The 25153-nt window shown below is 60.0% G+C and carries 29 protein-coding genes and 1 tRNA gene; 19 read left to right on the forward strand and 11 right to left on the reverse strand.

Features of this window, described 5'->3' with window-relative positions; genetic code table 11:
- Positions 1-110: 110 nt before the first annotated feature.
- Both SynNOUM97013_RS03780 and SynNOUM97013_RS03785 read left to right on the forward strand, forming a co-directional pair.
- The gene (locus SynNOUM97013_RS03780) at positions 111-959 is read left to right on the forward strand and encodes a formylglycine-generating enzyme family protein (protein ID WP_222929834.1); all 849 of its coding nucleotides are present in this window, start codon (positions 111-113) and stop codon (positions 957-959) included.
- A gap of 149 nt (positions 960-1108) precedes the next feature.
- Entirely contained in the window at positions 1109-3529 is a 2421-nt protein-coding gene (locus tag SynNOUM97013_RS03785) for an arylsulfatase (RefSeq protein ID WP_186480838.1), read from the forward strand.
- A gap of 73 nt (positions 3530-3602) precedes the next feature.
- On the opposite strand, the gene SynNOUM97013_RS03790 is transcribed toward SynNOUM97013_RS03785, so the two are convergent.
- Entirely contained in the window at positions 3603-4463 is an 861-nt protein-coding gene (locus SynNOUM97013_RS03790; RefSeq protein ID WP_255442951.1) for a bile acid:sodium symporter family protein, read from the reverse strand.
- A gap of 5 nt (positions 4464-4468) precedes the next feature.
- Positions 4469-5371 carry a helix-turn-helix domain-containing protein gene (locus SynNOUM97013_RS03795; protein ID WP_186480839.1) on the reverse strand — a complete coding sequence of 301 codons (903 nt, stop codon included), beginning with the start codon at positions 5369-5371 and terminating at the stop codon, positions 4469-4471.
- A gap of 193 nt (positions 5372-5564) precedes the next feature.
- Here SynNOUM97013_RS03795 and SynNOUM97013_RS03800 point away from each other — a divergent pair, with 193 nt between their 5' ends.
- On the forward strand, positions 5565-6647 hold the full coding sequence (locus SynNOUM97013_RS03800; RefSeq protein ID WP_186480840.1) for a sulfotransferase: 1083 nt from the start codon (positions 5565-5567) through the stop codon (positions 6645-6647).
- 3 nt (positions 6648-6650) lie between these two features.
- Here SynNOUM97013_RS03800 and SynNOUM97013_RS03805 read toward each other — a convergent pair whose 3' ends face one another.
- Both SynNOUM97013_RS03805 and SynNOUM97013_RS03810 read right to left on the reverse strand, forming a co-directional pair.
- Positions 6651-7712 carry a hypothetical protein gene (locus SynNOUM97013_RS03805; RefSeq protein ID WP_255442952.1) on the reverse strand — a complete coding sequence of 354 codons (1062 nt, stop codon included), beginning with the start codon at positions 7710-7712 and terminating at the stop codon, positions 6651-6653.
- Complete coding sequence (locus tag SynNOUM97013_RS03810; protein ID WP_186480841.1) at positions 7709-8206, reverse strand: hypothetical protein; 498 nt, start codon at positions 8204-8206, stop codon at positions 7709-7711. The genes SynNOUM97013_RS03805 and SynNOUM97013_RS03810 overlap by 4 nt, the downstream gene beginning before the upstream one ends.
- 64 nt (positions 8207-8270) lie before the next feature.
- Between SynNOUM97013_RS03810 and SynNOUM97013_RS03815 the strand changes: the two genes are divergently transcribed.
- The 4 genes from SynNOUM97013_RS03815 to SynNOUM97013_RS03830 all read left to right on the forward strand — a co-directional run bounded on the left by SynNOUM97013_RS03815 (position 8271) and on the right by SynNOUM97013_RS03830 (position 12117).
- On the forward strand, positions 8271-8618 hold the full coding sequence (locus tag SynNOUM97013_RS03815; protein ID WP_186480842.1) for a hypothetical protein: 348 nt from the start codon (positions 8271-8273) through the stop codon (positions 8616-8618).
- Positions 8605-8874, forward strand: a complete 270-nt coding sequence (locus SynNOUM97013_RS03820; RefSeq protein WP_186480843.1) for a hypothetical protein — start codon at positions 8605-8607, stop codon at positions 8872-8874. The genes SynNOUM97013_RS03815 and SynNOUM97013_RS03820 overlap by 14 nt, the downstream gene beginning before the upstream one ends.
- A 110-nt stretch (positions 8875-8984) precedes the next feature.
- Positions 8985-11483, forward strand: a complete 2499-nt coding sequence (locus SynNOUM97013_RS03825) for a GH116 family glycosyl hydrolase (protein WP_186480844.1) — start codon at positions 8985-8987, stop codon at positions 11481-11483.
- Between the two features lie 190 nt (positions 11484-11673).
- Positions 11674-12117 carry an MAPEG family protein gene (locus SynNOUM97013_RS03830; protein WP_255442953.1) on the forward strand — a complete coding sequence of 148 codons (444 nt, stop codon included), beginning with the start codon at positions 11674-11676 and terminating at the stop codon, positions 12115-12117.
- 20 nt (positions 12118-12137) lie between these two features.
- On the opposite strand, the gene SynNOUM97013_RS03835 is transcribed toward SynNOUM97013_RS03830, so the two are convergent.
- Complete coding sequence (locus SynNOUM97013_RS03835) at positions 12138-12617, reverse strand: ureidoglycolate lyase (RefSeq protein ID WP_186480845.1); 480 nt, start codon at positions 12615-12617, stop codon at positions 12138-12140.
- 24 nt (positions 12618-12641) lie between these two features.
- On the opposite strand from SynNOUM97013_RS03835, the gene SynNOUM97013_RS03840 reads away from it, so the two are divergent.
- Positions 12642-13139 carry a DUF3122 domain-containing protein gene (locus SynNOUM97013_RS03840; protein WP_186480846.1) on the forward strand — a complete coding sequence of 166 codons (498 nt, stop codon included), beginning with the start codon at positions 12642-12644 and terminating at the stop codon, positions 13137-13139.
- On the forward strand, positions 13139-14251 hold the full coding sequence (ribD, locus tag SynNOUM97013_RS03845) for a bifunctional diaminohydroxyphosphoribosylaminopyrimidine deaminase/5-amino-6-(5-phosphoribosylamino)uracil reductase RibD (RefSeq protein WP_186480847.1): 1113 nt from the start codon (positions 13139-13141) through the stop codon (positions 14249-14251). The genes SynNOUM97013_RS03840 and ribD overlap by 1 nt, the downstream gene beginning before the upstream one ends.
- 6 nt (positions 14252-14257) lie before the next feature.
- Here ribD and SynNOUM97013_RS03850 read toward each other — a convergent pair whose 3' ends face one another.
- Complete coding sequence (locus SynNOUM97013_RS03850) at positions 14258-15001, reverse strand: potassium channel family protein (RefSeq protein ID WP_186481411.1); 744 nt, start codon at positions 14999-15001, stop codon at positions 14258-14260.
- Between the two features lie 149 nt (positions 15002-15150).
- Here SynNOUM97013_RS03850 and ftsH point away from each other — a divergent pair, with 149 nt between their 5' ends.
- Both ftsH and argF read left to right on the forward strand, forming a co-directional pair.
- Complete coding sequence (ftsH, locus tag SynNOUM97013_RS03855) at positions 15151-17028, forward strand: ATP-dependent zinc metalloprotease FtsH (protein WP_186480848.1); 1878 nt, start codon at positions 15151-15153, stop codon at positions 17026-17028.
- 52 nt (positions 17029-17080) lie between these two features.
- Entirely contained in the window at positions 17081-18037 is a 957-nt protein-coding gene (gene argF / locus SynNOUM97013_RS03860; RefSeq protein WP_186480849.1) for an ornithine carbamoyltransferase, read from the forward strand.
- Positions 18038-18065: 28 nt separating this feature from the next.
- On the opposite strand, the gene SynNOUM97013_RS03865 is transcribed toward argF, so the two are convergent.
- The 5 genes from SynNOUM97013_RS03865 to SynNOUM97013_RS03885 form a co-directional block, all read right to left on the reverse strand.
- Positions 18066-18299 carry a Nif11-like leader peptide family natural product precursor gene (locus SynNOUM97013_RS03865; RefSeq protein ID WP_186480850.1) on the reverse strand — a complete coding sequence of 78 codons (234 nt, stop codon included), beginning with the start codon at positions 18297-18299 and terminating at the stop codon, positions 18066-18068.
- A 77-nt stretch (positions 18300-18376) separates the two neighbouring features.
- A complete protein-coding gene (locus tag SynNOUM97013_RS03870; protein WP_186480851.1) occupies positions 18377-18745 on the reverse strand; it encodes a thermonuclease family protein in 369 nt (122 codons plus the stop codon).
- 49 nt (positions 18746-18794) lie between these two features.
- Positions 18795-18974 (reverse strand): hypothetical protein, encoded by a 180-nt coding sequence (locus SynNOUM97013_RS03875; RefSeq protein ID WP_186481676.1) that lies wholly within the window; start codon positions 18972-18974, stop codon positions 18795-18797.
- Positions 18975-19021: 47 nt separating this feature from the next.
- On the reverse strand, positions 19022-19507 hold the full coding sequence (locus tag SynNOUM97013_RS03880; RefSeq protein ID WP_186480852.1) for a tellurite resistance TerB family protein: 486 nt from the start codon (positions 19505-19507) through the stop codon (positions 19022-19024).
- A 223-nt stretch (positions 19508-19730) separates the two neighbouring features.
- Complete coding sequence (locus SynNOUM97013_RS03885; RefSeq protein ID WP_186480853.1) at positions 19731-20210, reverse strand: hypothetical protein; 480 nt, start codon at positions 20208-20210, stop codon at positions 19731-19733.
- 16 nt (positions 20211-20226) lie between these two features.
- Here SynNOUM97013_RS03885 and SynNOUM97013_RS03890 point away from each other — a divergent pair, with 16 nt between their 5' ends.
- The 8 genes from SynNOUM97013_RS03890 (at position 20227) to SynNOUM97013_RS03925 (ending at position 23771) form a co-directional block, all read left to right on the forward strand.
- Positions 20227-20547: a hypothetical protein gene (locus SynNOUM97013_RS03890; RefSeq protein WP_186480854.1), complete on the forward strand. Its 321-nt coding sequence runs from the start codon at positions 20227-20229 to the stop codon at positions 20545-20547.
- 192 nt (positions 20548-20739) lie between these two features.
- The gene (locus tag SynNOUM97013_RS03895) at positions 20740-21420 is read left to right on the forward strand and encodes a carboxylesterase (RefSeq protein ID WP_255442956.1); all 681 of its coding nucleotides are present in this window, start codon (positions 20740-20742) and stop codon (positions 21418-21420) included.
- 25 nt (positions 21421-21445) lie between these two features.
- Positions 21446-21592, forward strand: coding sequence for a hypothetical protein (locus SynNOUM97013_RS03900; protein ID WP_186480855.1), 147 nt, complete (start codon positions 21446-21448; stop codon positions 21590-21592).
- Entirely contained in the window at positions 21589-21846 is a 258-nt protein-coding gene (locus tag SynNOUM97013_RS03905; RefSeq protein WP_186480856.1) for a hypothetical protein, read from the forward strand. Before SynNOUM97013_RS03900 ends, SynNOUM97013_RS03905 begins: the two co-directional genes overlap by 4 nt.
- Positions 21843-22268: a hypothetical protein gene (locus tag SynNOUM97013_RS03910; RefSeq protein ID WP_255442957.1), complete on the forward strand. Its 426-nt coding sequence runs from the start codon at positions 21843-21845 to the stop codon at positions 22266-22268. The genes SynNOUM97013_RS03905 and SynNOUM97013_RS03910 overlap by 4 nt, the downstream gene beginning before the upstream one ends.
- 62 nt (positions 22269-22330) lie before the next feature.
- Positions 22331-22954, forward strand: coding sequence for a transcriptional repressor LexA (gene lexA, locus SynNOUM97013_RS03915; RefSeq protein WP_186480857.1), 624 nt, complete (start codon positions 22331-22333; stop codon positions 22952-22954).
- 77 nt (positions 22955-23031) lie between these two features.
- Positions 23032-23104: transfer RNA gene (locus tag SynNOUM97013_RS03920), tRNA-Ala, on the forward strand.
- A gap of 391 nt (positions 23105-23495) precedes the next feature.
- Positions 23496-23771 carry a DUF1651 domain-containing protein gene (locus tag SynNOUM97013_RS03925; RefSeq protein WP_186480858.1) on the forward strand — a complete coding sequence of 92 codons (276 nt, stop codon included), beginning with the start codon at positions 23496-23498 and terminating at the stop codon, positions 23769-23771.
- Positions 23772-25153 lie beyond the last annotated feature (1382 nt).

Below are 25153 nucleotides of genomic sequence, written 5' to 3' on the forward strand. Positions count from 1 at the left end.
TGCTGCTTTGATGGCTGCATTGGCTCATGCATTGATGGCGTTCAAGCCTTCATCGGGTCAATGCAGTCGTTGTTTTCGAATCATCGTCTCTGCTCAATCCTGTGTCGGCCATGCGTGATCAACGTGCCCCGATGGTGGTGATTCCTGCCGGGAACTATCGCGTCGGTTCCGAGTCGTTTTATCCAGAAGAATCGCCGGTGCGCTCCATTGATGTGGAGGCATTTGCGATCGATGTGGCACCGGTCACCAATGCCGAATTTGCCCGCTTCGTTGCTGATACTGGCTACGTGACGGTGTCTGAAAAGCCACCGGATCCTGAGCTGTATCCCAACCTGCCCCCCGAAGAACAATGCCCTGAATCGGCGGTGTTCATTCCACCGCCGCCCAGCGTGGATCGCAGTCAGCCGCTGTCGTGGTGGGCCTTGGTGGAAGGGGCGGATTGGCGCCATCCCCAGGGACCGTCCACCAGCATCGATGAGCTGATGGAGCACCCCGTGGTGCATCTTGCCTATGAGGATGCCGTGGCCTATGCCCAGTGGGCGGGGAAACGCTTGCCCACCGCCGATGAATGGGAAGTGGCGGCACGTGGTGGTCTGGAGGAGCAGCACTATGCCTGGGGTTCTGAAATGACCCCCGGCGGCCAGTGGTTGGCCAATGTCTGGCAAGGGCCGTTCCCTTGGATCAATGAACAGGGTGATGGCTGGTTCTGGACCTCTCCTGTCGGCAGCTTCCCTGCCAATGGCTACGGCTTGCTCGACATGTGTGGGAATGTCTGGGAGTGGACGTCGACCTTGTTCCCAGTTCCCAAAGGTGAACAGGAACGACGGATTATCAAGGGCGGGTCGTTTCTGTGTGCGGAAAACTACTGCCACCGGTTCCGTCCGGCTGCACTGATGGGCCAGACGACGGACACCGCCACCTGTCACATGGGCTTTCGCTGCGCCTCGGATTCAGTGTGAGCTCGGTTGTGATTGTTCGTTGGTGAGCGCCACAAACTTGAGGCGCTGATCCCAATGGTGCGTTGTTGGTTGATGCTCACACCATTGACGTCAACTCATGGCTAATCAAGAAAAAGCTCCAAGGCCTCGTTGCCTCTCCAAAGTCTGCTATGCCGAATCTGATCAAAACTCCTCGCTTGCTGCGCCGCCTGGTCGTTGGTGGTGGATTGTTGCTGGCGACCAGCGTGTCGATTGCCGGCATGACGCAAGGTCATGCCCAGGCTCGTGAATTTGACCGGACGAAACTTCCCATCGCAGAGCCAAGGCCTGAAAAGGTCACCAAGGTGCTCCCCTCAGAGGTGCCGTTGCCGCCGCAGTGGGAGGTGACGGCCCCTGCCGGTGCCCCCAATGTGGTGATCATCCTGCTCGATGATGTGGGGTATGCCGCACCTTCTGCCTTCGGCGGGGTGGTGAACATGCCAACGGCAGAACGGCTCGCTCAGGATGGCCTGCGCTACAACCGATTCCACACCACGGCCCTCTGTGCGCCGACCCGGGCAGCGTTGAAATCCGGTCGCAATCACCACAAGGTCAACACCGGTTCGATTCCGGAGGTTGCCACCGGCTACGCCGGCAATTCCACTGTGGTGCCTGACTACGCCATTCCCGTTGCAGAAATCCTCAGACTCAACGGCTACAACACGGCGGCCTTCGGCAAGTGGCACGAGACGCCGGGCCGCGAAACCACCGCAGCCGGTCCTCAGACCCGCTGGCCCACGCGCCAGGGTTTCGAGAAGTTCTATGGCTTCGTGGGCGCTGAAGACAACATGTGGGAGCCGACCATCCATGACGGCGTCACCATCGTGGATGCTCCCAAGAAAGATCGTTATCACTTCACGGAAGACATGACCGATCAGGCGATCGGTTGGGTCCGCCAGCAGAAGGCCATTAAGCCCGATAAGCCCTTCTTTATCTATTACTCCTCAGCCGGTGCTCATTCCCCGCACCATGTGGGTCAGGAATGGATTGCCAAATACCGCGGCAAATTCGATGAAGGTTGGGATGTACTGCGGGCACGCAATCTTGAGAATCAGATCGAGGCGGGGATTGTCCCTCCCGGCACCCAGATGGCACAGGCTCCAGACAGTATCCCCAAATGGGATACCCTCACGCCCCAACAGCAGCGAATCTATGCCCGGCAGGCAGAAGTGTTTGCCGCCTTCACCGAGCATTCTGATTACGAAGCAGGGCGTTTGATTCAAGCCATTGATGATCTCGGCGAGCTGGATAACACCTTGGTGATTTACATCACCGGTGATAACGGTGCCAGTGTTGAAGGTGATCGCACCGGTCATTGGAATTGGAACCACTACCTCAATGGCGTTGGCGAAACGCCGGATGAGCAGGAAGCCAAAATGGATGAATGGGGCGGGCCGACGACCTATCCCATGTATCACATGGCCTGGGCGATCGCGTTCAATTCACCCTTTGCCCTGTCCAAGCAGGTTGCAGGTGATTTCGGCGGAACCCGCAATGGAACGGTGATTCATTGGCCTGAGCGCATTCGTCAGGGTGGTGGCATTCGTACGCAGTTTTCGCATGTGAATGATGTGGCTCCCACGATTCTTGAGGCGGCCAATCTGCCGATGCCAACATCAATCAATGGCATCCCGCAGATTCCCATGCAGGGAACCAGCCTGATGTATACCTTCGATAATCCAGGTGCGAAAGAACGGCACAACACCCAGTATTTCGAAATCATCGGCAACCGCGGCATCTATCACGACGGCTGGATGGCGCGTACAACGATCATGTATCCCTGGATGGCGCCCCAACGGATGAACACGGTTGCGGCCGATGATGGTTGGGAGTTGTACGACACCACCGTTGATTTCAGCCTTTCCAATGATCTCGCGGCTCAGTACCCCGAGCGCTTGGAGGCCATGAAGGCGAAGTTCATGGAAGAGGCGATTGAGAACCAGGTGTTGCCCCTCGACGATCGTTTGCTGGAGCGTCTGGTGCCTTCCGTTGCCGGCAGGCCGACCCTCTTGGGTGATCGCACCTCGATGGATCTGTACCCCTACGCCTGGAACCTGGTCGAAGATTCGATCCTCAACGTGAAGAATGTCTCCAACAGTGTGACGGCCTTTGTGGATGTGAAAGGGGGCGATGAAGACGGCGTGATCTTCTCCCAGGGCGGTCGCTTTGGTGGATGGTCGCTTTACGTCGAAAACAACAGGCCCTCCTACACCTACAACTACATGGGAGAGCTGGTCACCCTCACCAGCAACAAGCCATTGCCTGCTGGTAAGTCTGAGATTCGCTTTGAGCTCGACTACGACGGTGGCGGCACGGGCAAAGGTGCTGACCTTCGCTTGAAACTGAACGGTGAGGTGGTCGCTGAAGGCCGCATGGAAAAGACGATTGCTTCGCGTTTCTCCATCGATGAAGGTGCTGATGTCGGCCTTGATCGTGGCTCGGCGGTCACGGTGCGAACGATTGGTCCACGCCGTTACAGCGCCTACGGCGGCCAGATCGACAAGGTGACGATTCAGATCTATCCAGAAGCCACCGATGTCGCACAGCAGTGATGGCTAGTCGTCATTGACTCCGACCAATGGGATGGCTCTTAATTGGAGTCATCCCTTTTTTGTTGGCTGGCTTTCATGGGCTGATGTCAGAGGCTGAATCGACCAGGCTCTTGCGCCAGCGGAGGAAGGGAGTCATGCCGATGGCTGTCATCACCACGTAGCCCACAATGGCCGCCTTCAGCTCGCTCGCCTCCGGTGCCATCTGTTGCACCAAGAGCAGCGCTAGCCCTGGATTGCGCATGGCCATCACCAGGGGAATCGTGCTTCGTTCTGCGCGGTTGTCGCTGGCGACGCCATAACCCAGAGCCAGAGCAATCAACGTGAGCAGCAGCATCAGCGAGGCGCCGCGCAGATCGGCCACCAGCGCCAGAGACACCTTGGGCAGCGCCGCAATTAACACCACGGCCAACAGCACCAAGAGAAGGATGGACGCGGCTTTCTGAATCACGGGATTCCAGCGTTCGGCCCATGCGCTGCACCAGTGGCGCAGGCTTATGCCCAAAAGCAGCGGCAACACCTGAACGCTGAACACCTGGGCGGCAACATCCCTGGCGGAGACGCTCCAGAGGCTTTCGGCCGCGTCGATCGGTAACTGGTGGACCCAGAGCGGCACGCTGAGGATCGCGGCGCAGGATGAGCACAATTGAAGCCTGGCTGCCAAGGCTGCATTCCCTGCCACCAGCCGACTTTTCAAGCTGATCATCGGAGCACTAGGGCAGATCGCCATCAACAGCAAGGCCGTCGCCATGGCCGGTGAGAGCCCATGGCCCAGCGGCGAGCGCAGCAACAGCAGCGCTGCAACAGGGATGCCAATACAAGTGCAGAGCAACACCCGCAGCAGCCAGCCGACTCTGTGTTTCAGCTGCCCGAACGGCATGGCCGGTGGATGGAGCCCCAACGCCACCATCACCAGAAACAGGGCCAGCGAAATCAAGGTCGTCAGCTGAGCACTTGGCTCAGCGTCGTGCTGGGGCTTTCGGCGAACAGTTGGTGATAGGCCTTGGCGAAATGGCCTCGGCTACGGAAACCAAAATGCTGAGCTACCTCCGTGACGGTGTGCAGCCCAGCGGCGTGCCGGAGTTCTTCGGAACGCAACATGCCGTTCACTTGTTGGAGGCGGATGCGTTTCAGCAGTTCCATCGGGCCGAGGTCCAAAGCTTCCTTGGTGCCCTGGATCAAGGTGCGGCGAGAGGCGTACAGGGTTTGACTCACCTCATCGAGGTTCAACTCTTCCCGGCCGTTGATGAAGCCCCAGCTGATCAGCTCATGCACCAGCTTTTGGCGGGGGGAGGTGGCAAAGGGGATGAAGCAGGCCTCTGCGCTGTTGTGGCGCAGGCAGGTGCGAAACAGGGTGTAGAGGCGATGCCCGGCCTGTTGGCGTTGGGTGGCCGTGGCCAACGGGGTTTGCATCAAGCGTTCGAACTCCTGTGCCAGGTGCTGGTGCATCTGTGGCGCAATCTGCAGCGCATTGCTGGTCTGCATTTGTTCGATCAGACAATCCAGCCCAGAACGCTCCAGGTAGGCGTTGAAGCGTTGGCAGGAGGTGATTGTGAGATAGGTGGTGGAGTTGGCGGAGAGCTCAAAGTGCGACTCCAGCATTCCCTGCCGGAAGCCATTGACGGAATAGGCAGCAACGGGAATGGAAAACACCTTGTGATCATCGGCCTGACCGGAGGCTTCAAGGCTGAAACTGATGCAGTCCGGGCCCCGATCACCATTCAGCAGCAACCGTTGTGAGGTGCTGATTTTGAGTAGGACAACCGGGCCGAAATTGGCTAAGGCAAAGCGACCGCTCAGGGCCCCGGTGCTGAGTTGCAGAGCATCAAATTGCTTACCAACCAATCGAAACAGCTGCGCGAGCTCGCTGGCCGAACGAAACGAAAACGTCTGCGCTGCCACCCCGGTTTGAGGGCTACCACTTGGAGCGATTGGTGTGGACGCTGCCCTCATCAAGGCCAGAGCGTGCGGTGAATGTTTTCGAAAATTAGTCGAATTTTGCATATTCGACTAAAAGTGACTGGTTTTTGAAGGCGTGATGGCGTATTGGGTTGACCGACTGGTAGCCGGAGGGTGCGTCGCACCTCGGACGCTGGCGTCAGCTCTGCGTCGCAGTCGTGTGTCGTGGCGTCGGTGGCCCCTGGCTCTTGTCTTGGGTTTCAGCGGCGTTGCCGTTCAGCCGTTGGCCTGGCTGCAATCGTTGCTCTATGGCCGTGCCTTGCGGCAGCTGGAACTGCCCTCTGATCCTGTGATCGTGATCGGTCACTGGCGCAGTGGCACTACGTATTTGCATCAGTTGCTGGCGGCTGATCCTCAGGCCGCCACAGCCTGTAATGCGCTCACCATCGCTCCCCAGGTGGCCTTGCTGCTCAAACCGCTGCTGGTTCCCCTGCTGGGTCGCTGGATGAGCGCGATGCGGCCCATCGACGCTGTGCAATGGGGCCCCATGGACCCTCAGGAGGATGAGGTGGGTCTGGCGCGGCTGAGCTTCGACACCAACATGGCCGGTGTGGCCTTCCCCCAGGAGTATCCGTTTCACTTCCGGCGCTGCGTGCTGAGCAGCACGCCGGGCTTTCGTCGCCAATTCCTGCATTTCTGCCGCCTCACCCTGTTGCATGAGGGGCCTGGCAAGAGCCATTGGCTGATCAAGAACTCCGCACACTCCGCGCGGGTGCCTCTGCTGCTGGAGCTGTTTCCCAAGGCCCGCTTTGTGATGCTGCAACGGGATCCTGTGGATTCGGTTCGTTCCCTGGTGCAGGTGAAACAGAACCTGGCGGATCTGGTGGGACTGCAACCGGCGCCGGATGCTGTGCGCCAGGTGGAGGAAACGGCGTCAGCCCATCGCCTGTTGATGCAGGCGTTTGACGCTGCTCGCGCTCAGATTCCTGCAGGACAGTTGGTGGAAGTGCCCTATGACGCGCTGGTTGAGGCGCCATTGGCCACGGTGGAGCGGATCTACAGTGAGCTCTCCATTGCGGGATGGCAACAGGCGCAGCCGGAGATTGCTGCACGGGTGGAGCAGTCGAAGCACTACCGCGCCAGACCCGTGCAGTTGGAGCCACAGGCTGAGCAACGGCTGCAGGCCTTGATGCAACCTGCAGCCGCTCGCTCTGCTGCGTAGGCGTTACTGACCGAAAGCCACCTGACAGGCCGCATTGAGCAGTTGTGCCTCGTTGGCGTTGCGGGGTGTGCCGCCATTGAGCGTGCCCTCACGGCAATCGCCGTAGTAACGCGCTGTGCTGTTGCCGTTGTCGGCTTCGAAGGTCACCGTGTCACCGGTAGCCGTCACGCTGGGGTAATAGAGCGAGTACTCCGATTCGGGCACCACGATGTAGCTCACCTCGTTGCTCTGCGCTGAGTTCACCAGGCTGTTGATCACACCGAAGGTGGCCATGCTGGCTAGCCCCCAGGCTGCTGCCTGTCCGGGATACCAACCCCAGTTGTTCCAGTAGGAGCCCCCATACCAGCCGGAGTTCCAGGGGCGGTTGTTGTACCAGCCGTTGTTGCTGTACCAACCGCTGCCGTAGCGATCCCAGTTGTTCACTGCTTTGCGACGCGTGTCGCTCCTGTTGTCGAAGCGGTCGGAGCGGTTGCTCTGGCGCGTGTCGACCCTGTCATTGCGGCCACTCTGGCGGCTGTTGATAGCGTCATTGCGGTTGCTCTGACGGCTGCTGCTGTTGGAGCGAACTTCGCTCTGGCGGCTGCTGCGGTTGCTTTGCCGGCTACTGCTGTTGGATTGGCGGCTGCTTTGGCGACTGCTGCTGTTGGAGCGCGCTTGACCCTGACGGCTGCTGCGGTTGCTTTGGCGGCTGCTGCTGTTGGAGCGTGCTTGACCCTGACGGCTGCCGCTGTAATTACTGAAGCCTGTGCGCCCACTGCTGTTTCGAGAACTGCTGCTTCGAGAACTGCTGCGGGACGAACTGCGCGAGCTGCTGCGAGAGCCTCCGCTCCGAGAGCCACCGCTTCTTGAACCGCCCCCGCGCGAACCGCGTTGGGCCAGCAGTTGTTCCTCCGTTGTGACCTCGGGTGCGGCAAAGGTGCTGTTTACGGCAGCCACGCCTGCAGCAGGCTGCAGGGCGAGCAGCACCCCCAGCACAGTGCTGATGCGGCGGGTGTTGGTGCGTCGGCTGTTGATGAGTTGGCTGTTGATGGGTTGGCTATTGGGTTGTCGCGTGTTGGTTGTCATTGCTTGACGGCCTCCTTGAGTCGGTCACATCCCTCGTCGAAACAGGCCACATCCACGCGGCCATTGCTGCCGAAGACCATGCCCACCTTGGTGCGACCCTGCATGGCATCGCCGCTGTTGATCAGCACATCGGCGAGGAAGGTGGGGTTTTTGACGCAGAAGGCTTCGTGGTTGAAGCAGAGCTCTTCGGTTTTGAAATTGACGGTGGCGTTCTTCACCGTCGTCCAGGGCTTGGTGTTGCTGGCCCTGCCTTCGATGCGCACGTAGGGATCGTCGATCACTCGATAGCTCACGGTGCGAGTGCCGAAGCGGTGGCGGTATTCCGTGGTGTCCTCAACATTGCTTGCGGTCACCTGGCAAGCGAAGCTGTCGTTGCCGTTTCGGCATGTGGTGTCCAGGGTGTAGAGCTCCTGGGCCACCGTTGCGGATGCGCTGAGGCTGCCGAGCAGGACCGTCAGGCCCGTCAGCACCCTGCAGCGAAGCAAAGTGGGCATGGCTGGTTGGGGGGTCGTGGAGATCCGTGCCTCCATTGGCTCACCATGCACATCAATCCATGTTTTGACCGCATCTCTGCCTGAATGGGATCACTGGGCTTTTCGGCAGTACGTTGGCGCTGCATTTCGCACGGCTGCTGTGGTTCGCTCTTGCCTCGCTGTGTGGCTGCTGTTGATGGGGGCCGCACCCTCTGCGCAGGCCTTTGAGGACTGCAGCCTGATCACCCGGATGATGAATTCGATCGGCGCCTCGATGGCCCGCAATCGGATGTTAATCGCGGCTTCGCAGGAAACAGGCGAGAATCGGGAGCAGGCTGATGCTGCCAGCGCGCAGTTGTCGCGGCAGTCTCGCGACTTCCGCGAGCTGCGGGAGGATTACGTTCGCAACAAGTGCGGCAATGCCTGGGACTGAGTCTGCGGCGGTGCGCCGTCAACGGCTGCATGAGCTGTTGCTGGCCTTGATCGCTCGGGAGGAGGATCTGGAGCTGATGGATGCGGAGGGTCCCACCGGTTTGACAGGTGCAGCCTCCAGCGAAGGCCCCGCTGAGGCTGCGCGTTGGCTCGACCGGAACCGGCGCGTGTTGCATCGCTATCAGGCGATGGTGCGCACCGCCGTCACCCTCGATGCGCTGCTCGACAGCGAAGCCGGCGGCTTGCATGAGGTGTGAGCGGCAGTGCTTGGATGCCAGTGCCTGCGGGGGTCTGCTGAACGGCTGGTAGCCAGCCCCTGGCCAGCCCCGTCAGGTCTGGCAGTGTGGAGCGACTTTCGGCCTTGGGCATGGCTCCGCTCGGTTTCTCCGCTCTGAAGTCTTTGCTGGGTCGCAAGGGCAAAGCGACAGCGTGGCAGCCTCCGCAGGCCAGCTGGAGCCGGCCCTTTGGGTTGGGCTGGGAGCAGCCCTATACGGTGCGCTACGCCAGCAATCTCGATGATGGCCCCAACCACGGCATGCCCCTGGGGGGCTTCGGGGCCGGCTGCATCGGCCGGGCGCCGGATGGCAACGTCAACCTCTGGCACCTGGATGGCGGCGAGCACTGGTTCGGGGTGCTGCCGGATTGCCAGTTCGCGCTGTTTGAAAACAACGGCAGCAGTAAACGCGCCCATGCCCTGGCGGTGAAGCCCGATATAGATGCCTCACGCCCCGAGAGCGGTGAACCGCTGCAGGCCTGGGATTGGTATCCCGCCAGCTCGGCGGAGCGCAGCACCGGCACCTACGCCGCCCGCTATCCGCTGAGCTGGACCAACTACGAAGGCGTCTATGACGCCGAGGTGCGTTGCGAGGCCTTCAGCCCGATCCTGCCGGGTGATTACCAGCGCACCAGCTATCCGGTGGCGGTGTTCGTGTGGACCCTGCGCAACCCCACCAACAAACCCCTGGACCTCTCCCTGTTGCTCAGCTGGCGCAACACCACGGGTTGGTTCACCAACACCGATGCCTCCGCCGAGGTGCACTTCCGTGATGACGGCAGCCCGGAGCACAACTACGCCCCAGCCATCGGCAAAACCGACGGCCAACGCAACCGCTGGATTGACGACGGCAACCTCAAAGGCGTCGTGCTGGAGGGCAACGTCTCCAATCCTGTCGCTGAAGGCGAAGGTCAGTGGTGCATCGCCACCAGCGAGCAGCCAGGCGTGACCATTCAGCGCTGCAGTCGTTGGAACCCCGCCGGCGATGGCAGTGAGCTGTGGAACAGCTTCAGCGCTGAGGGCTCGATTCCTGAGAGCAACAACGACCGCCGCAGTGGCGCCGATGATCCGCTCAGTGCGGCGTTGACGGTGCAATGCCAGTTAGCGCCGGGCCAGAGCATCGAGATTCCTGTGGTGATCAGCTGGGATCTGCCGGTGACGGCCTTTGCCACCGGCAGTCAGGCCCTGCGCCGCTACACCGATTTCTTCGGCGCTGGCGGTGATCAGGCCGCGGCGATTGCTGAGGAAGCCCTGCGCGATTGGAAGGGGTGGCGTGAGCAGATTGAGGCCTGGCAGCAGCCGGTGCTGCAGCGCACGGAGCTGCCGGAGCCGCTGCGTATGGCGCTGTTCAACGAGCTTTACGACCTCTGCAGCGGTGGCAGCCTGTGGAGTGCGGCGTCGCCGGAGGATCCCCACGGCCGTTTCGGCGTGCTCGAGTGCCTCGACTACGCCTGGTATGAAAGTTTGGATGTGCGCCTTTACGGCTCCCTAGCCCTGTTGCAGTTGTGGCCGGAGCTCGACAAGGCCGTGCTGCGCAGCTTTGCCCGAGCGATTCCTGCGGCTGATGCCACCCAGCGGCCGATCGGTTGGTATTTCACCCAGGGCAAGGGTCGGGTGGAAGCGGACCGCAAGGTGAAGGGAGCCACGCCTCACGATCTGGGCGCTCCCAATGAGGTGCCCTGGGATGCCACCAACTACACGGCCTATCAGGATTGCAACCTCTGGAAAGACCTGGGCAGCGACTACGTGTTGCAGGTGTGGCGCACCTACAAGCTCTCCCCCAGTGGGCAAGACCTGCGTTTCCTCTCGGAGTGTTGGCCCTCTGCAGTGGAGGCCTTGCGTTATCTCAAAACCTTCGATGTGAACGACGACGGCCTGCCGGATAACGGCGGTGCACCGGATCAAACCTTCGACGACTGGCCGCTCAAGGGGGTGAGCGCTTACTGCGGTGCCTTATGGATCGCTGCTTTGGAAGCGGCCTTGGCGATTGGACAGACGCTGCAGCTGAAAACCGGGCTCGACACTTCGGCGGAACAAAGGGAATTCAGCGGTTGGCTGGAGCAATCGCGCAGCAATTTCGACTCGTTGCTGTGGAACGGCGAGTTTTACGACATTGATGCTGAAAGCGGCACGCCCGTAGTGATGGCCGACCAGCTCTGCGGGGACTTCTATGCCCGCCTGCTGGGGCTGGAGCCGGTGGTGAGTGAGGCCAACAGCCGCAGCACGCTCAAGGCTGTGAAGGAAGCCTGCTTTGAAGCCTTTGATGGCGGCAAGCTGGGTGTGGCCAATGGCTTGCGCCGGGATGGAACACCCCTGGATCCCAATGGCACCCACCCTTTAGAGGTGTGGACAGGCATCAACTTCGGCATCGCCAGCTACTACCGCCTGATGGGCGAAGGCCAGACCGCCGAAGCGATCTGCTCAGCGGTGGTGGACCAGGTGTACAGCGGTGGTCTGCAGTTCCGTACGCCGGAGGCGATCACAGCGGTGAACACCTTCCGGGCGTGCCACTACCTGCGGGCGATGGCGATCTGGGGCTTGTGGGCGACGCACACGGATTGGGCGGTGATTCCGGGGGCTGAGCGGGGCTGAACACATTGATGCATGGGATTGGAAAAGTCGTCATCCTGTTGATCCCTGATGGTTCGCTGTTTTGGTCCAATCAACTTGGCTTTCTTCACTGCATGGATCGCCCGATATAAAAAGTGGAATGCGTGATTTGCTTTGCAAGCACTTCTGGCGTCTTTAGCTTGCAGATCAATGAGTTTGATGGTCAATCGTGATGGATTTATCGCAGTCGATGGCAATCAATGTTGCGCCTTATGTGTGGTCGCTGATCCTCTCTTTCGCTGCCTTGCTGGTCAGCATCGTCCTGCTCTACATCGCTCGATTTAGTGCAAGGCTTGAAGTCAAAGACTTGGCGGCATTGCGTTCCATGTTTGACCGCTATCCGGCCTGGGGCAAGCGTGCCAGTTGGGCGCAGCAAAACAGTTTTGAAGCCTTCACCGTTCATGCCCCTGCAGCACTGCTGGCTGTTGTTGCGGTGTTGAGTGGTCACCCCCTTCCTGGCATCGCTGTTGCCGCCGCTTGGGCGCATCCCCTGCTTCGTTTGGCCTACATCAGCACCTATCTCTTCAACGTCCCCTTGGCCCGATCCTTCGCTTGGTTCCTGGGTTTGCTTTGCAGTGGAATTCTCTATGGCGTGGGTATCGGAGCCCTTCTGTAGGGCTGCATGTTGCTGCCTGCTCAGTTCAGCACCACCGCGATGCTGCGGTTCAACTTCAAGGTTTCGTGATCGTTCTGGTTGGTGTCGCTCAGCTCCAGATTGAAAAAGGAGGCGGAGTCGGCATCAAACAGCGGCCCTGCATGCCAAGTGCCCAGATGCAACTTGATGCCCTCGCCGGCTTCGATGCGCAGCAGCCAGGCCGTGGAGGCATCGAGCAGAGGCCCTTCAGTGTCGGGTGGGGCCAGCAGCAGCCAGAAAGGGCGACCTTCCGCGGAACTGAGGCATTGGGTGGCGTTCACGTGGCGCGTCATCGCCGTCACCTGCAGCGGTCGCCGTGGGATGCGCATCACGTAGTAACGCAGCTTTCCTGGCCCGAAGCGCAGCTCCGCGTCGTGCTGCCCGGGCGGCGTCATGTCGTCTACTTCGCGCAAGGCCGTACCGCAAGCCTCCAGACGAGGGTCCACCAGGGACCCCGCTTTCAGGGGCTGATGCTCGATCATGGGAACACTGTTTGCGCTTGATCCATGCTCGCGTTGCGTCGTCTGCTCTGCACGTTGCTGGTTGCCGTAACGCTGTTGCTGCTCACGCCCATGGCGGTGAGTGCGCAGGTGCATGAGCATCAGGATGAAAACGGGGCACCGATGCTGCGCAGCCTCGAGAGCCTGCGCGATCTCGATTACCAGAGCTGGCAGGCGGTGGCCTACCGCACCGGCAAGCCGGGCAATCCGGTGGTGCTGCGCATCGTGGGCTACCCGGGCAAGCTGCGCCTGGAACATCCCGCGCCGCTGCTGGTGCAATCCGGCGTCAAGGAGTGGCAGCTCGACGACATCACCCTCGACAATCCCGTTCTGGCCACCGACGGTCGTGAGGCGGCGGCGGAGTTTGCGCTCGATCCGCTGCTCAATGATCTGAGCAACAACCGTCCGCTGCGGTTGTTCATGCCGGGAGTGATCAACGAGATGCCCGTTCCTCCGTATGTGGTGGCGGAATGGCGTGATGTGCAGACCCAGCCGCTGAGCTGATGGGTTCCGTCGGCGGCTCACACCAACCCTGGCTGGCTTGGATGCGTCGGGCGCTTCAGCTGGCCTCCCTCGCGGAAGGCCGCACCAGCCCCAATCCCCTGGTGGGTGCGGTGGTGCTCGATGCCGACGGTCGCTTGGTCGGTGAGGGATTCCATGCCCGTGCCGGTGAGCCCCACGCTGAACCCGTCGCCCTGGCCCAGGCTGGTGACGCCGCCCGAGGCGGCACGATCATCGTCACCCTGGAGCCCTGCTGCCACCACGGCCGCACGCCTCCTTGCACTGAAGCGATCCTCGCCGCTGGAGTACGGCGGGTGGTGGTGGCACTCACCGACCCCGACCCCCGCGTTGCCGGCGGTGGTTTGCAGCGACTACGGGATGCGGGATTGGAGGTGATCAGCGGCGTGCTGGCCGTTGAGGCCGCTCATCAGAACCGCGCCTTCATCCATCGGGTGCAGACCGGCCGGCCCTGGGGGGTGCTGAAGTGGGCCATGAGCCTGGATGGCCGCACGGCGCTGCCCAATGGCGCGAGCCAGTGGATCAGCGGACCGCCGGCGCGCGCCTGGGTGCATGGCTTACGCGCCCAGTGCGATGTGGTGATTGTCGGCGGTGGCACCGTCCGCGCCGACGACCCGTTGCTCACCAGCCGGGGGCGGCGAACCCCCGAACCGTTGCGTGTGGTGCTCAGCCGCAGCCTTGATCTGCCGGCTGGCGCTCAGATCTGGGATCAGCAGGTGGCCAGCACCCTGCTGGCCTATCCGCAGCAGGCCGAGTCAGCGTTGTCCGCTGACCTGCGCGCTGTGGTGCACACGCAAGCGGTGGCAATGCAAGCGCTCGATGCTTCGGAACCGGAGCTGTTGCTGACGGCCCTGGCCCAGCGCGGTTGCAACCGCGTGCTCTGGGAGTGCGGTCCAGGACTTGCGGCCGCCGCCATCCAGCAGGGGTGTGTGCAGGAAATCGCGGCGGTGATCGCACCGAAGTTGCTCGGCGGTGAACTGGCGCACACGCCCCTGGGCGATCTCGGCTTTACTTCCATGGATCAGGTGCAGCTGCTGCGTGGAGACGACGTCCTGAGGCTGGGCGATGACCTGCTGCTGAAGGCCCGGCTGACTTGATTCGCCTTAACGGCTCGGGTCCCGTCGAGTGGAATCGCGCTCCTCGCGTTCCACCGTCGCGGCATAACGACCGATCAGCACCCCCATCACCACGGCCAGATAAATCGGGCCTGCGATGCCGGTGCTCACCGACAGCATTCGGGCCAGAGGCAGCATCGGCTGGATGTCGCCAAATCCCACCGTGGTGAGGCAGATGAAGGCGAAGTAATTGAGCTGAGAGAACACTCCCACGGATGCCAACACGCTGGCATCAACGGCGCTGGCGCCAGCGGCCAGTTCGATCGGCTCAAAACTTCCTGGCTGGATGGTCTCCAGGCCCATCATCACCAGCCCAGCGGTGAGACCTAGCAATAAGTACCCCGCGGCAGCACCCATCAGCACGCTGGCCGTCACCTTGGTTTCCCGGGCCAGGCGTTGCACCAGGCGCACCACGCTCCACCCCACCAGCACACTCCAGCTCACCACCAGGGGAATGCCGCTGTTGTGCCAACGCAAGGGGGTGAACAGCCACAGCAATTGGGTCACCAGGGCCACCACTCCTAGGCCTTGATATAGGCGGTCGTGCAAGCTGAGCACTCGCTTGCGGATCACCACCAGCTGGGTGAGCAGCAGGGCGATCAGGGCATATCCCAAACTGCCCAGCCAGGTGATTTTCGGGAACGCAAAGCTGATCATTACCAGCAGGCACAACCCCAGCAGCCAGGCGTAGAGCTTTTTGCTTCCTAGCTGCTGTCGCCCTTCCGATCGCATCACATCTGCTCCCGTCAGCCAGAGGATGCCGAGCTTTGCTGGCTCTGGCGAGGTTTGCCTTCCAGTCGCCCCGTTCGGTTCTCCGCCATCGCGCGCCAGCCGTGACACGAATCTCCGCCTTAGCCTGCTTGAAGGACTGGACGTGATTTATGCCGATCCGCGAGGACGACAACCGCCCCAATCGCCGCTTTGGGATTATCAACCTGGTGTTGATCGGCTTCGGTGTGCTGCTGTTGCTCAGCAGCTTCCTGCCCAACCAGGGCATGCAGCAGGTGCCGCGAGTGCCCTACTCCCTGTTCATTGACCAGGTGAACGACGGCGCTGTGAAGCGTGCCTACATCACCCAGGATCAGATCCGCTACGAGCTGTCGGATCCTGAAGAAGGTGCGCCCTCTGTGTTGGCGACCACGCCGATCTTCGACATGGATCTTCCGCAGCGTCTGGAAACCAAAGGCGTTGAGTTCGCTGCTGCGCCTCCCAAGAAGCCCAACATCTTCACCACCATCCTCAGCTGGGTGGTGCCGCCGCTGATCTTCATCCTGGTTCTGCAGTTCTTCGCGCGGCGTTCCATGGGTGCCGGTGGTGCTCAGGGCGCTCTGAACTTCACCAAGAGCAAGGCCAAGGTGTACGTGCCCGATGAGCAGTCACGGGTCACCTTTGCCGACGTGGCCGGTGTGGATGAGGCCAAAGACGAACTGGCTGAAATCGTCGATTTCCTCAAGTCGTCAGAGCGTTACACCGAGATTGGAGCACGCATTCCCAAGGGTGTGCTGCTCGTGGGTCCTCCCGGCACCGGTAAGACCTTGCTTTCCAAGGCAGTGGCAGGTGAGGCCGGCGTTCCCTTCTTCATCATCAGCGGCTCGGAGTTCGTCGAGCTGTTCGTGGGTGCTGGTGCTGCTCGGGTGCGGGATTTGTTTGAGCAGGCCAAGAAGAATGCCCCCTGCATCATCTTCATCGACGAACTCGATGCGATCGGCAAGAGCCGTTCCGGTTCAATGGGTGTGGTCGGCGGTAACGACGAGCGTGAGCAGACGCTCAATCAGCTGCTCACCGAAATGGATGGCTTCGCTTCCAAAGACAAGCCGGTGATCGTGCTGGCCGCCACCAACCAGCCGGAAGTGCTGGACGCGGCACTGCTGCGTCCCGGACGTTTCGACCGCCAGGTGTTGGTAGATCGCCCGGACCTCTCGGGCCGTAAGACGATCCTTGAGATCTATGCCAAGAAGGTGAAGCTCGCCGACGGAGTGGATCTCGATCGCATCGCCCAGGCCACCAGTGGTTTCGCCGGTGCTGATCTGGCCAACCTGGTGAATGAAGCGGCGCTGCTGGCTGCCCGCGCCAAGCGCACCAAGGTGGAGCAGGAAGACCTCGGCGAAGCGATCGAGCGTGTGGTCGCGGGTCTCGAGAAGAAGAGCCGCGTGCTGCAGGACGACGAGAAGAAGGTGGTGGCCTATCACGAGGTGGGACACGCCATCGTGGGTCACCTGATGCCCGGCGGCAGCAAGGTGGCCAAGATTTCGATCGTGCCTCGCGGCATGAGCGCTCTCGGCTACACCCTGCAGCTGCCCACGGAAGAGCGTTTCCTTAATTCAAGAGAAGACCTGCAGGGGCAGATCGCCACGCTGCTGGGCGGCCGATCTGCGGAAGAGATTGTGTTCGGCAAGATCACAACTGGAGCTTCCAACGATCTGCAGCGCGCCACTGACATCGCCGAGCAGATGGTGGGCACATATGGCATGAGCGACACCCTCGGCCCCCTTGCCTACGACAAGCAAGGTGGCGGTCAGTTCCTGGGCGGCGGCAACAACCCTCGCCGCACGGTGAGTGACGCCACGGCTCAGGCCATCGATAAGGAGGTGCGCACGCTGGTCGACAACGCCCATGAGCAAGCCTTGGCAATCCTGCGTCAGAACATGGCCCTGCTGGAAACCATCGCTCAGAAGATCCTCGAGAAAGAGGTCATCGAGGGTGATGAGCTCAAGGACATGCTCAGTGCCAGCGTTCTGCCTGAAGCCGTCGCGGCTTGAGGCTTGACGGATTCGCTGTCTGTCTCCGATAACACTCCTTTGAAGTCCGGCTATGGCATCCGCCACCACCAGCGTTGCTGCCGTCCTCTCCACCCTGAGCGGCAGCGATTTTCTGTCTTCAGCGGATGCCTCTGCTGAGCAGACGGCTGCGCTCCTGGAGCTGGCCGCTCAGCTGAAGTCGGGTGATCGACGCATTGACCTGGGCAACAGGGTGCTGGGCCTGATCTTTACGAAGGCCTCCACCCGCACGCGGGTGAGTTTCCAGGTGGCCATGGCCCGGTTGGGCGGCCAGACCGTGGATCTCAATCCCCAGTTCACCCAGCTGGGACGGGGTGAACCGTTAGAAGACACCGCACGGGTGCTCAGCCGTTTCTGTGACGTGCTTGCGGTTCGCACCTTCGCCCAGCAGGAGCTGGCGGATTACGCGCACTGGGCCACGATTCCGGTGATCAATGCCCTCACCGACCTCGAGCATCCCTGCCAGGCCCTGGCGGACTTCCTCACCATGCAGGAAGCCTTCGGCGATCTGCGTGGTCAGACGCTCACCTATGTGGGTGATGGCAACAACGTGGCCCATTCGCTGATGCTCTGTGGCGCCTTGCTCGGCGTGAACGTGCGCATCGGCTGTCCGGAAGGCTTCGAGCCCTTGCCGGGTGTGTTGGAGCAGGCCCGTTCCCTGGCGGTAGCCGGTGCGCAGATCACGGTCACCAGTGATCCGCTGGAAGCAGCGCGTGGTGCTCAGGCTCTCTACACCGATGTCTGGGCCTCCATGGGCCAGGAGCAGGAGCAGGCCGAACGGGAACGGGCGTTCCAGGGGTTCTGTCTGAATGAAGAGCTGTTGGCCGAAGCCGATTCACGGGCGATCGTTCTCCACTGCCTTCCGGCCCACCGCGGCGAAGAGATCAGTGCAGGTGTGATGGAAGGGCCCGCCAGCCGCATCTTCGATCAAGCCGAGAATCGTCTGCATGCCCAGCAAGCCCTGCTGGCTGCTCTGCTCGGCGGTCTGTAGGTCCTTGCTGCGTGCTGGGGACTTGTCCTCATGCAGTGTCCTGACAAATGCAGGACGACCAGTTCCCTCCAGCGAGATTTTCGAGTTCCTCTTCTGTGAGTGCTGACTGAGTCTTGCTGAAATCGTCCGTGGAGACGCTGAATCCCGACTCCTTGGCAATCACGACAACAGCGTCTGCGTTCTTGGATGCTTTGAGTTTTTCTTGAAGGCTCGGATCAGCTTTGACGGCTTCCAGGAACGCTTTGAGCTGCTCTTCCGGCATGGGAAAAGACGGCAATCTGAGTGTTGTAATAGCCATGCTCGGCGGATTCCACTCAATGCATCGAGTGCTGACCCGATTCATCGACAACGTTGGTTTTGCTCACAGGCTTTGAGAGCCCATGGGCATTGATGGGCATACCGCTGGAGAACAACCGCATGGCCTGCGTTCACCAGCCGTTGCTGCACGTTGGTCCCATCCACGAACAGTTCGGCCACGCTGCGCCCATAGCGGTCTGTTGTGATTCGCTTGATGGCAACGGTTCGTCCCGCCACGAGCTGGCGCAGGTGATCCCGTGCTGCTTTGGCTTCGTGTGGTTTGGCCCTTGATCCGCTCAGTTCTGGTGTATCGATGCACGCCAGCCGGATCCGTTCTCCCGTGCTGGTTCGACAGGTGTCGCCGTCGTAGCAGGACGCGATCACGACGGTGGCAAGCCCGGCAATCAGCATCAAAGGCACTGGCTGCGTTTGCGTCTGCGCGGCCAGTGCAGCGACCTGTTCACCCGCAAGCGCCCACGCATTCGAAGGTGCCAGGGTCGTTGAAGGCCAGGATCATCAACACCGCCACCACGCTCACCGCGACCAACACAACCGGAACAATCTCATCATCGGGATACATGGCCTGTGCAAACACCGACGGTCTCAATTGCACTTTTGCCGCAATGGCGCTGAATGCCACGTCGGTTGCAGCGGATTGACAACCGGATGTTGGCGTTGGCCGGGCTATCAGTGCACCACCGTCGGATCCGGTTGCGTCGCAACCTCCTGGCCCATGGTGTCTTCTATGGCGGGCATGGTCAGGCGACTGCTCAAGGTGAGCCGGGCATGAAAGATCTCAAACACCGCATCAATGCGCTGTGCTTCAAAGCCTGAGATTTCCAGCATCAAAGCCAGGTGATCCAGAAAGGCGCGTTCCTGGCGTTGGAACGGCCCGTCGGAGCGCATGATTTCGGAGGCCATGGCGTAGGCCGTCATCCGTTGCGCAGGGGTCAGGCATTGCGCTGCGCGCAGCATCATGTTGTGAGAGCCCATCTCGCGACGCAGTTCCAGCAATTCATCAAGCAGTCCGATCATCTCGGCATCCGGCATCTGGCAGAACGGCTCGCGATAGTCCAGTGCGTGTCTGAATGCGCGCGTCCCCGCTTTGGTGAAGTGTCCATCCCAGGACACGGCAGCGAAGCCGATTGCAGCAAAGGCGGTCAACGAGTCCATCGGTATCAACGACCAAGAGCTTTGGTCTGGCTTGGGTCATGGCATCGGCGATGTGGCAGCTACTACCAAAGCGTTGCCTTGAGCATTCATGCGCATCGATAACGCGACCTGAGATCACACCGGCGTCAGTGGCATGCACACTCAACACTGCATTGTGTGAGGAGGGTTCAGTGGTGGGTGGTTGTCTATTTCGTCGAAGTGAAACTTCGGTGAATGCTGGCGATCACCATTCGGCCTTGAAAAGCTCCATATACTTTTCGTAGGTGAGATCGTTGTTTAGGCCGCTGACGGCAAGGCTGGTGATGCCAAGTTTTGGATCACATTCAATTTTGGCACGCACAGGTGCATTGGTGAGTAGGGCTTCAACAAGTCCACCTTTCTGGTTGTCAAAGCGACTCGTGTATTCCTCACGTGTGAATCCAGCATTCGCAAGCGCGCTGCGAGCAGCTCCTAGGCATTGTTCACCTGTGCCGCCGTAGGAAAAAGAGGTGAGATAGACCCAAGGGCGTGCAAGCGCTGGACTTGATCCCAAGGCAATCAATGAACACAACAGGAAAATACGCTTCATTGAATCCTTTCTTTGACTGCCAATATTGATCAATTCCTTGCTCGAGTCAATCCCTTGATTCCTCATGGATGAGTGCAGATCAACCAAGTCATAACAGCTAGCTTCTTCGAAGATTGTTGAGTGTGAGGTATCCATGAACCAAAGGGCACTGATGGCTGCGTCTGTGCTGACTCTGTCCACGTTCTCAGGAGCGGTTCAGGCTGATGCGTTGTCGCCGATCGCCACTGTTTGGTGTGCCACGCCCAGCTTTCACAACGCCAACCTGAGCGATGGTGTGGAACAGGCGACGCAGGCGGCGATGGATGGCTCCGAGGAGCCCTTCAAGATTCTCGACGCGATGCTGGCTTACAGCGATAACGAGGCGCTCGGCGCCGCGATCATCCGGGAATTCAATGCCGTGTGTCCCGATACAGCCCGCGCGGCGTTGGGGGACGACATCGTCGATCGGGCGATTCAGTTCAACGACAACTGAATCAGCGTCTCTGCGCATTGGCGCGCACGGTCTCTCCAAATCGGCGAGCCCAGCTATGACATGAACAGCTGAGCCCTGAGCGGTCGGGACGCGCCTGCCGCTGCCCAACTCAGGACGCACCCCAAAGATGTGACAACAAACGCTTCACCGGTTCCTTTTGCTTTACCAGGAGGCCCGCTGACTGTGGTCCTGGTGCACGGGTTCACAGGGTCGCCGGCTGAAATGCGTTTGCTCGCACACGCGCTGCATTCGCAGGGGTTTGGTGTGGAAGCTCCTTTGTTGGCTGGTCATGGCACCCAGCTGGACGACCTGATGGAGATCGAACCTCGCCAGTGGTTGGAGCAGATCGATGCGCTGGTGGTTCGGCTGCGCAAACAGGGCCAGAGGGTGGTGGTGGCAGGCCTCTCGTTGGGATCCATCCTGGCGTTGCAGGCAGGTCTTCGCCATCGCGAAGTGGAGGCCGTGATGGCCTACTCGCCTCCGATCATCAGCGGCGATCCAAGGGCCTTGATCGCTCCACTGTTGGCCAGGGTGCTGCCTTCGGTGGCACGACCGGCCGAGGATTTTGTGGATCCAGCCACCGCAGATCGCATCTGGACCTATGGACGTTGGCCCAGTCGTTGCAGCGTGCGTGTGCTGGAGTTGATCCGGGCGACGCGACGTCAGCTGGCGGAACTGCAGCAACCGCTGCTGGTGGTGGCCAGTCGCAAGGATCGCGTGATCACGGCCCGTGGCGTGGAATCGCTCAGGCATCGTGTGGGCTCCCAGCAGGTTGAGCTGCACTGGCTTGAGAACAGCGGCCATGTGATTACGGCCGATGCGCAATGGCGGTTGGTGGCCGATCAGACGCTGACCTTTCTGGAACGCCTCTAAGGTCCTCCCCATTCGCCATGGATGAATGGACCAGCAGGAACGTGATAACTGGCAGAGAGTGCTCGACTCTCTCGAAGCTGCTGGCGACACTGAAAGTGCCTTTTATGTGCGTGCTCGCGCCATCTGCAATGGAGACCCTGATCCCATGCTCGAGTGGGAGGCCAAATCATGAGTATCGATCCACTCCAACGTGGGCTGGAGCAATCGTTTGAAGCGGAGAAATGGTCTCGCTTCATCCGTGAATGCGACGACATCGAGACGCTGAGGGAGACGGCCCTGTCGCTGTTGCAGCAGCTGGGTCAGATGAAGGTGGCCAGCTCCTGGATGGCCAGCCGAGCCTCCGAATCTGAAAATGCCAAGTTGAAAATGCTGGCGGAGCTCATCAAGCAACGCTCCGGTGAATCGCAAGCGGAGACAGACCAATGAGCGCAACGGTTCGATCTGCGGTGGTGGCTTTGGCCAGTGTTCTTGCCGCTGTGCCTGCTGGGGCAGACGGTTGGTCGCCAGCACCGGAACCTGCTGTTTGGATGCAGACCCGTCAGCAGCTCCAAGCCTCTGGAGCGATGACGGACCGTCCTTGGCAGTTCATGGAAGCGCTGGAGACTCCAGAGCTGATGGCCGGTGAATATCTCAGTGGTCGCACCCCAACGTCTGTGGGTGTGGAGTTCGATGCTGGCTTGTTGCTGCGCCGCGCTGGCGACGAGGACTGGCAGGTGCGCGAGCTGCGCATGCGGGCTCTCTGCAATCAGCAGAGGCTTCAGCGTCGTGCTGGTGAGACTCAGTGGGTGGATTACGTCGGTCGCGATGACACCGCGTCCAAGGTGGCGTGGATTTGTGACATCCCTTGAGCGGGCTGGGCTCTTGCCATCGTGAGAAAACATCGGTACATATGTATTGACGAACAAATGCATTGCCGGTGCCTTCAGGATCTCCCGAGCCCCTCACCACTGCTCAGCAAGAGCTCTACGACTGGCTTGCTGATTACATCGGCAGTCATCACCACAGCCCCTCTATCCGCCAGATGATGCAGGCCATGGGGCTTCGCTCCCCTGCGCCGGTTCAAAGTCGTTTGCGTCACCTTCAGCAGAAGGGCTGGATCACTTGGCAGGAAGGGCAGGCTCGCACTCTGCAGCTTCTTGGTGGCATCACGTCTGGGATTCCTGTGCTTGGCGCTGTTGCTGCAGGCGGGCTGGTGGAAGCCTTTGATGATGTTCAGGAGCGTCTAGATCTGGGTCCTGTGCTTGAAACCCGTGGGCTGTTCGCGCTCACCGTGAATGGCGACTCCATGGTGGATGCCCACATTGCCGATGGGGATGTGGTGTTGATGGAGCCGGTCACGGATGCCAGGCGCCTCCGTCAGGGAACGATCGTGAGTGCTCTGGTGCCAGGCAGCGGCACCACGTTGAAGCACTTCCACTGTGATGGTGTGACCGTTCGTTTGGAAGCCGCCAATCCTGCGTATGAGCCGATTGAGCTGCCTGCTGATCAGGTGCAGGTGCAGGGCAAGCTGGCAGCCGTGTGGCGGCAGATGTGATGGCTGGTCCCATGGGGCGCCGTCGTTGTAAGCTTCATCACGACGACGGGTGAGCCAAGCGCTTCAGCCGCGTTCATGGGGCCATAGCTCAGCTGGTAGAGCACCTGCATGGCATGCAGGGGGTCAGGAGTTCGAGTCTCCTTGGCTCCACTAGGTTTTCAACCAGTGGGACATCCCAAGTACTGCAAAACCCAGTGCAAAAATGAACTGGGTCACGTGCCTTGCACATTTTCTTGCACTAACTCCGTCTGTACGGATTCCAGGATCAGATCCCGTTGGAGCAAGTGCAGCCCTGCGCCCATCAATACTGCTGCTTCTGCCAGGTCGTGTTCAGCCATGCAGACGCCGCAACGTGCAATCGATAAGTGATCAGCCCACATCAATGGTGTTGCGCACCAGAACAGTGTGCCGACCTATTTCTGGTTCGATCGCAAGGCCAACAAAAGCTCGGTGAGCAGCGTGATGGTGGTCAGGGTTTCCAGCGTCATCGTTTGGATGCAACTGCCGTGAGTGTTCCCCGATCGTCGCCAGACTCTGCGGCATGTCCAACAAGGAGCGCCCCCTCGTTGATCGCCATCCGCCGAAACCCGGCGGAGAGGGCTGGCTGGTGAACGCTCAAAAGCAGCTGGTGGTGCAGTTCAAACCCGACAACCCATTGCCTCATGCGGAGTGGGTGTCAGTACGGACCTACAGCTGGGTGCCACCACATCCACCCGTGCCGCAGACACGCAGGCGGATGCTCAGGCATAACGCGATTGACGCGTGGAAGCACATGCAGAAGACAGGCTGGCAGCGATGTTCACCACCAGTGCGCTAATTAATATTTAATGCGGGCGATGGTGCCAGGCATTGGAGGCTGATTGATGGGCTTTTGGGGTGATAGCAGCAATAAAAAGCCCCTGCGGTTGCAGGGGCTATGAGGGCGTAGGGTCATCATCTCTCCCACCTCTCAGCAAATGTAGAGTTGTGACGGGTGCTCGGTGCAAGCGGATTGTTCTGCCTAAAGCTGCTGTCACTGCTTTTGAAAGCGATGTTCAGAGCGACCTACAAGGCTTGATCTAACCGCTGATCCGATTGGCTGACTCATTAGTCACTTAGTTTCCTTCCTCTCCACCGTGGCTTAGGTGTGATGGGCGGCAAAACAGGATTAGAGAGACATCGAAGGACAGCAACCTTGGCAGGATCGCCATACGTCGCCTCGATTGCCTCACGGGCTAAATGTTCAAGATGAGCATTCCTGCGTGTTTGTTGTCGTGCCGTTACACGTGTCATTACAAGTAATTCAGTTTTCTGAACGCTAAAAAATGAATAGTGAAACTGCGTAATTGCGTTACCCAAATACACCGTAAGTTGTAGTTAAGTAACTAAAGGTTTACTGCAATACAAAGCCGAGCAATCAGTCACTCAGTTTGCGCCCTCTCCACCTAGAGGCAGGAACGCGGATCGGCGTTGGCCTCGGCATTTGAGGAGAGATCAAGCCTTGCAGCGAAGCAATGGTCCTTGGATTGCCGTACGTGGCTTCCAGCGCTTCACGAGCCAACTGTTCGAGATGGTCAACACAACCGCTGTGCCTGGAAGGTCTTTCTGTCATAGGGATCACTCGTCCGGATACCTGCCTTCACTCTCAGCTTTTTTGTGATTGCGAAAAGAAGAGTTCAACGTGTGCTGCCTTAGAAACCCCTGAACTTCTGAGCGTATGGGTCTGACTCGTTAGGGAACACAGCGTTCCTCAACCGGCTGATACGAGCAATCAGATTCTTGAAGATCGTGCGGGCTCGTTCGTCTTTGATTTTGATGGCGGCCAGCGCTGCCCCATCGGACAGAACAAATAGCCGAATAAGCGTGATGCGCTTTTCACGGCTTCTGCCTGCACATGGCACGTCGAGCTGACTTTGGGCTTTTTCTCCATCGAAGGCAGTACGCGATTCGACCGATTCCAACGTGGCCTATCCAGGGGGAAAGTAGGACCATCGAGATCGGATGAGTTGATGACAGCCGACACTCCACCGGCACAGATTGCAGAAGCAGAGTGACTTTCTGGCTCCTACTCTCATCGTCTGAATAACGACCTGGGTTGGACCTTCAGTTGGCACGCTCCAGTACGTCTCGCCATACGACACTCTGCTAGCATAGTCACAGGTCCCGTAGAAGAAATCAATCCTCTCCCAGATCACATAATTTTCCAACGAGAGAACACTA

The sequence above is a fragment of the Synechococcus sp. NOUM97013 genome (genome assembly GCF_014279815.1).
Lineage (GTDB): Bacteria > Cyanobacteriota > Cyanobacteriia > PCC-6307 > Cyanobiaceae > Synechococcus_C.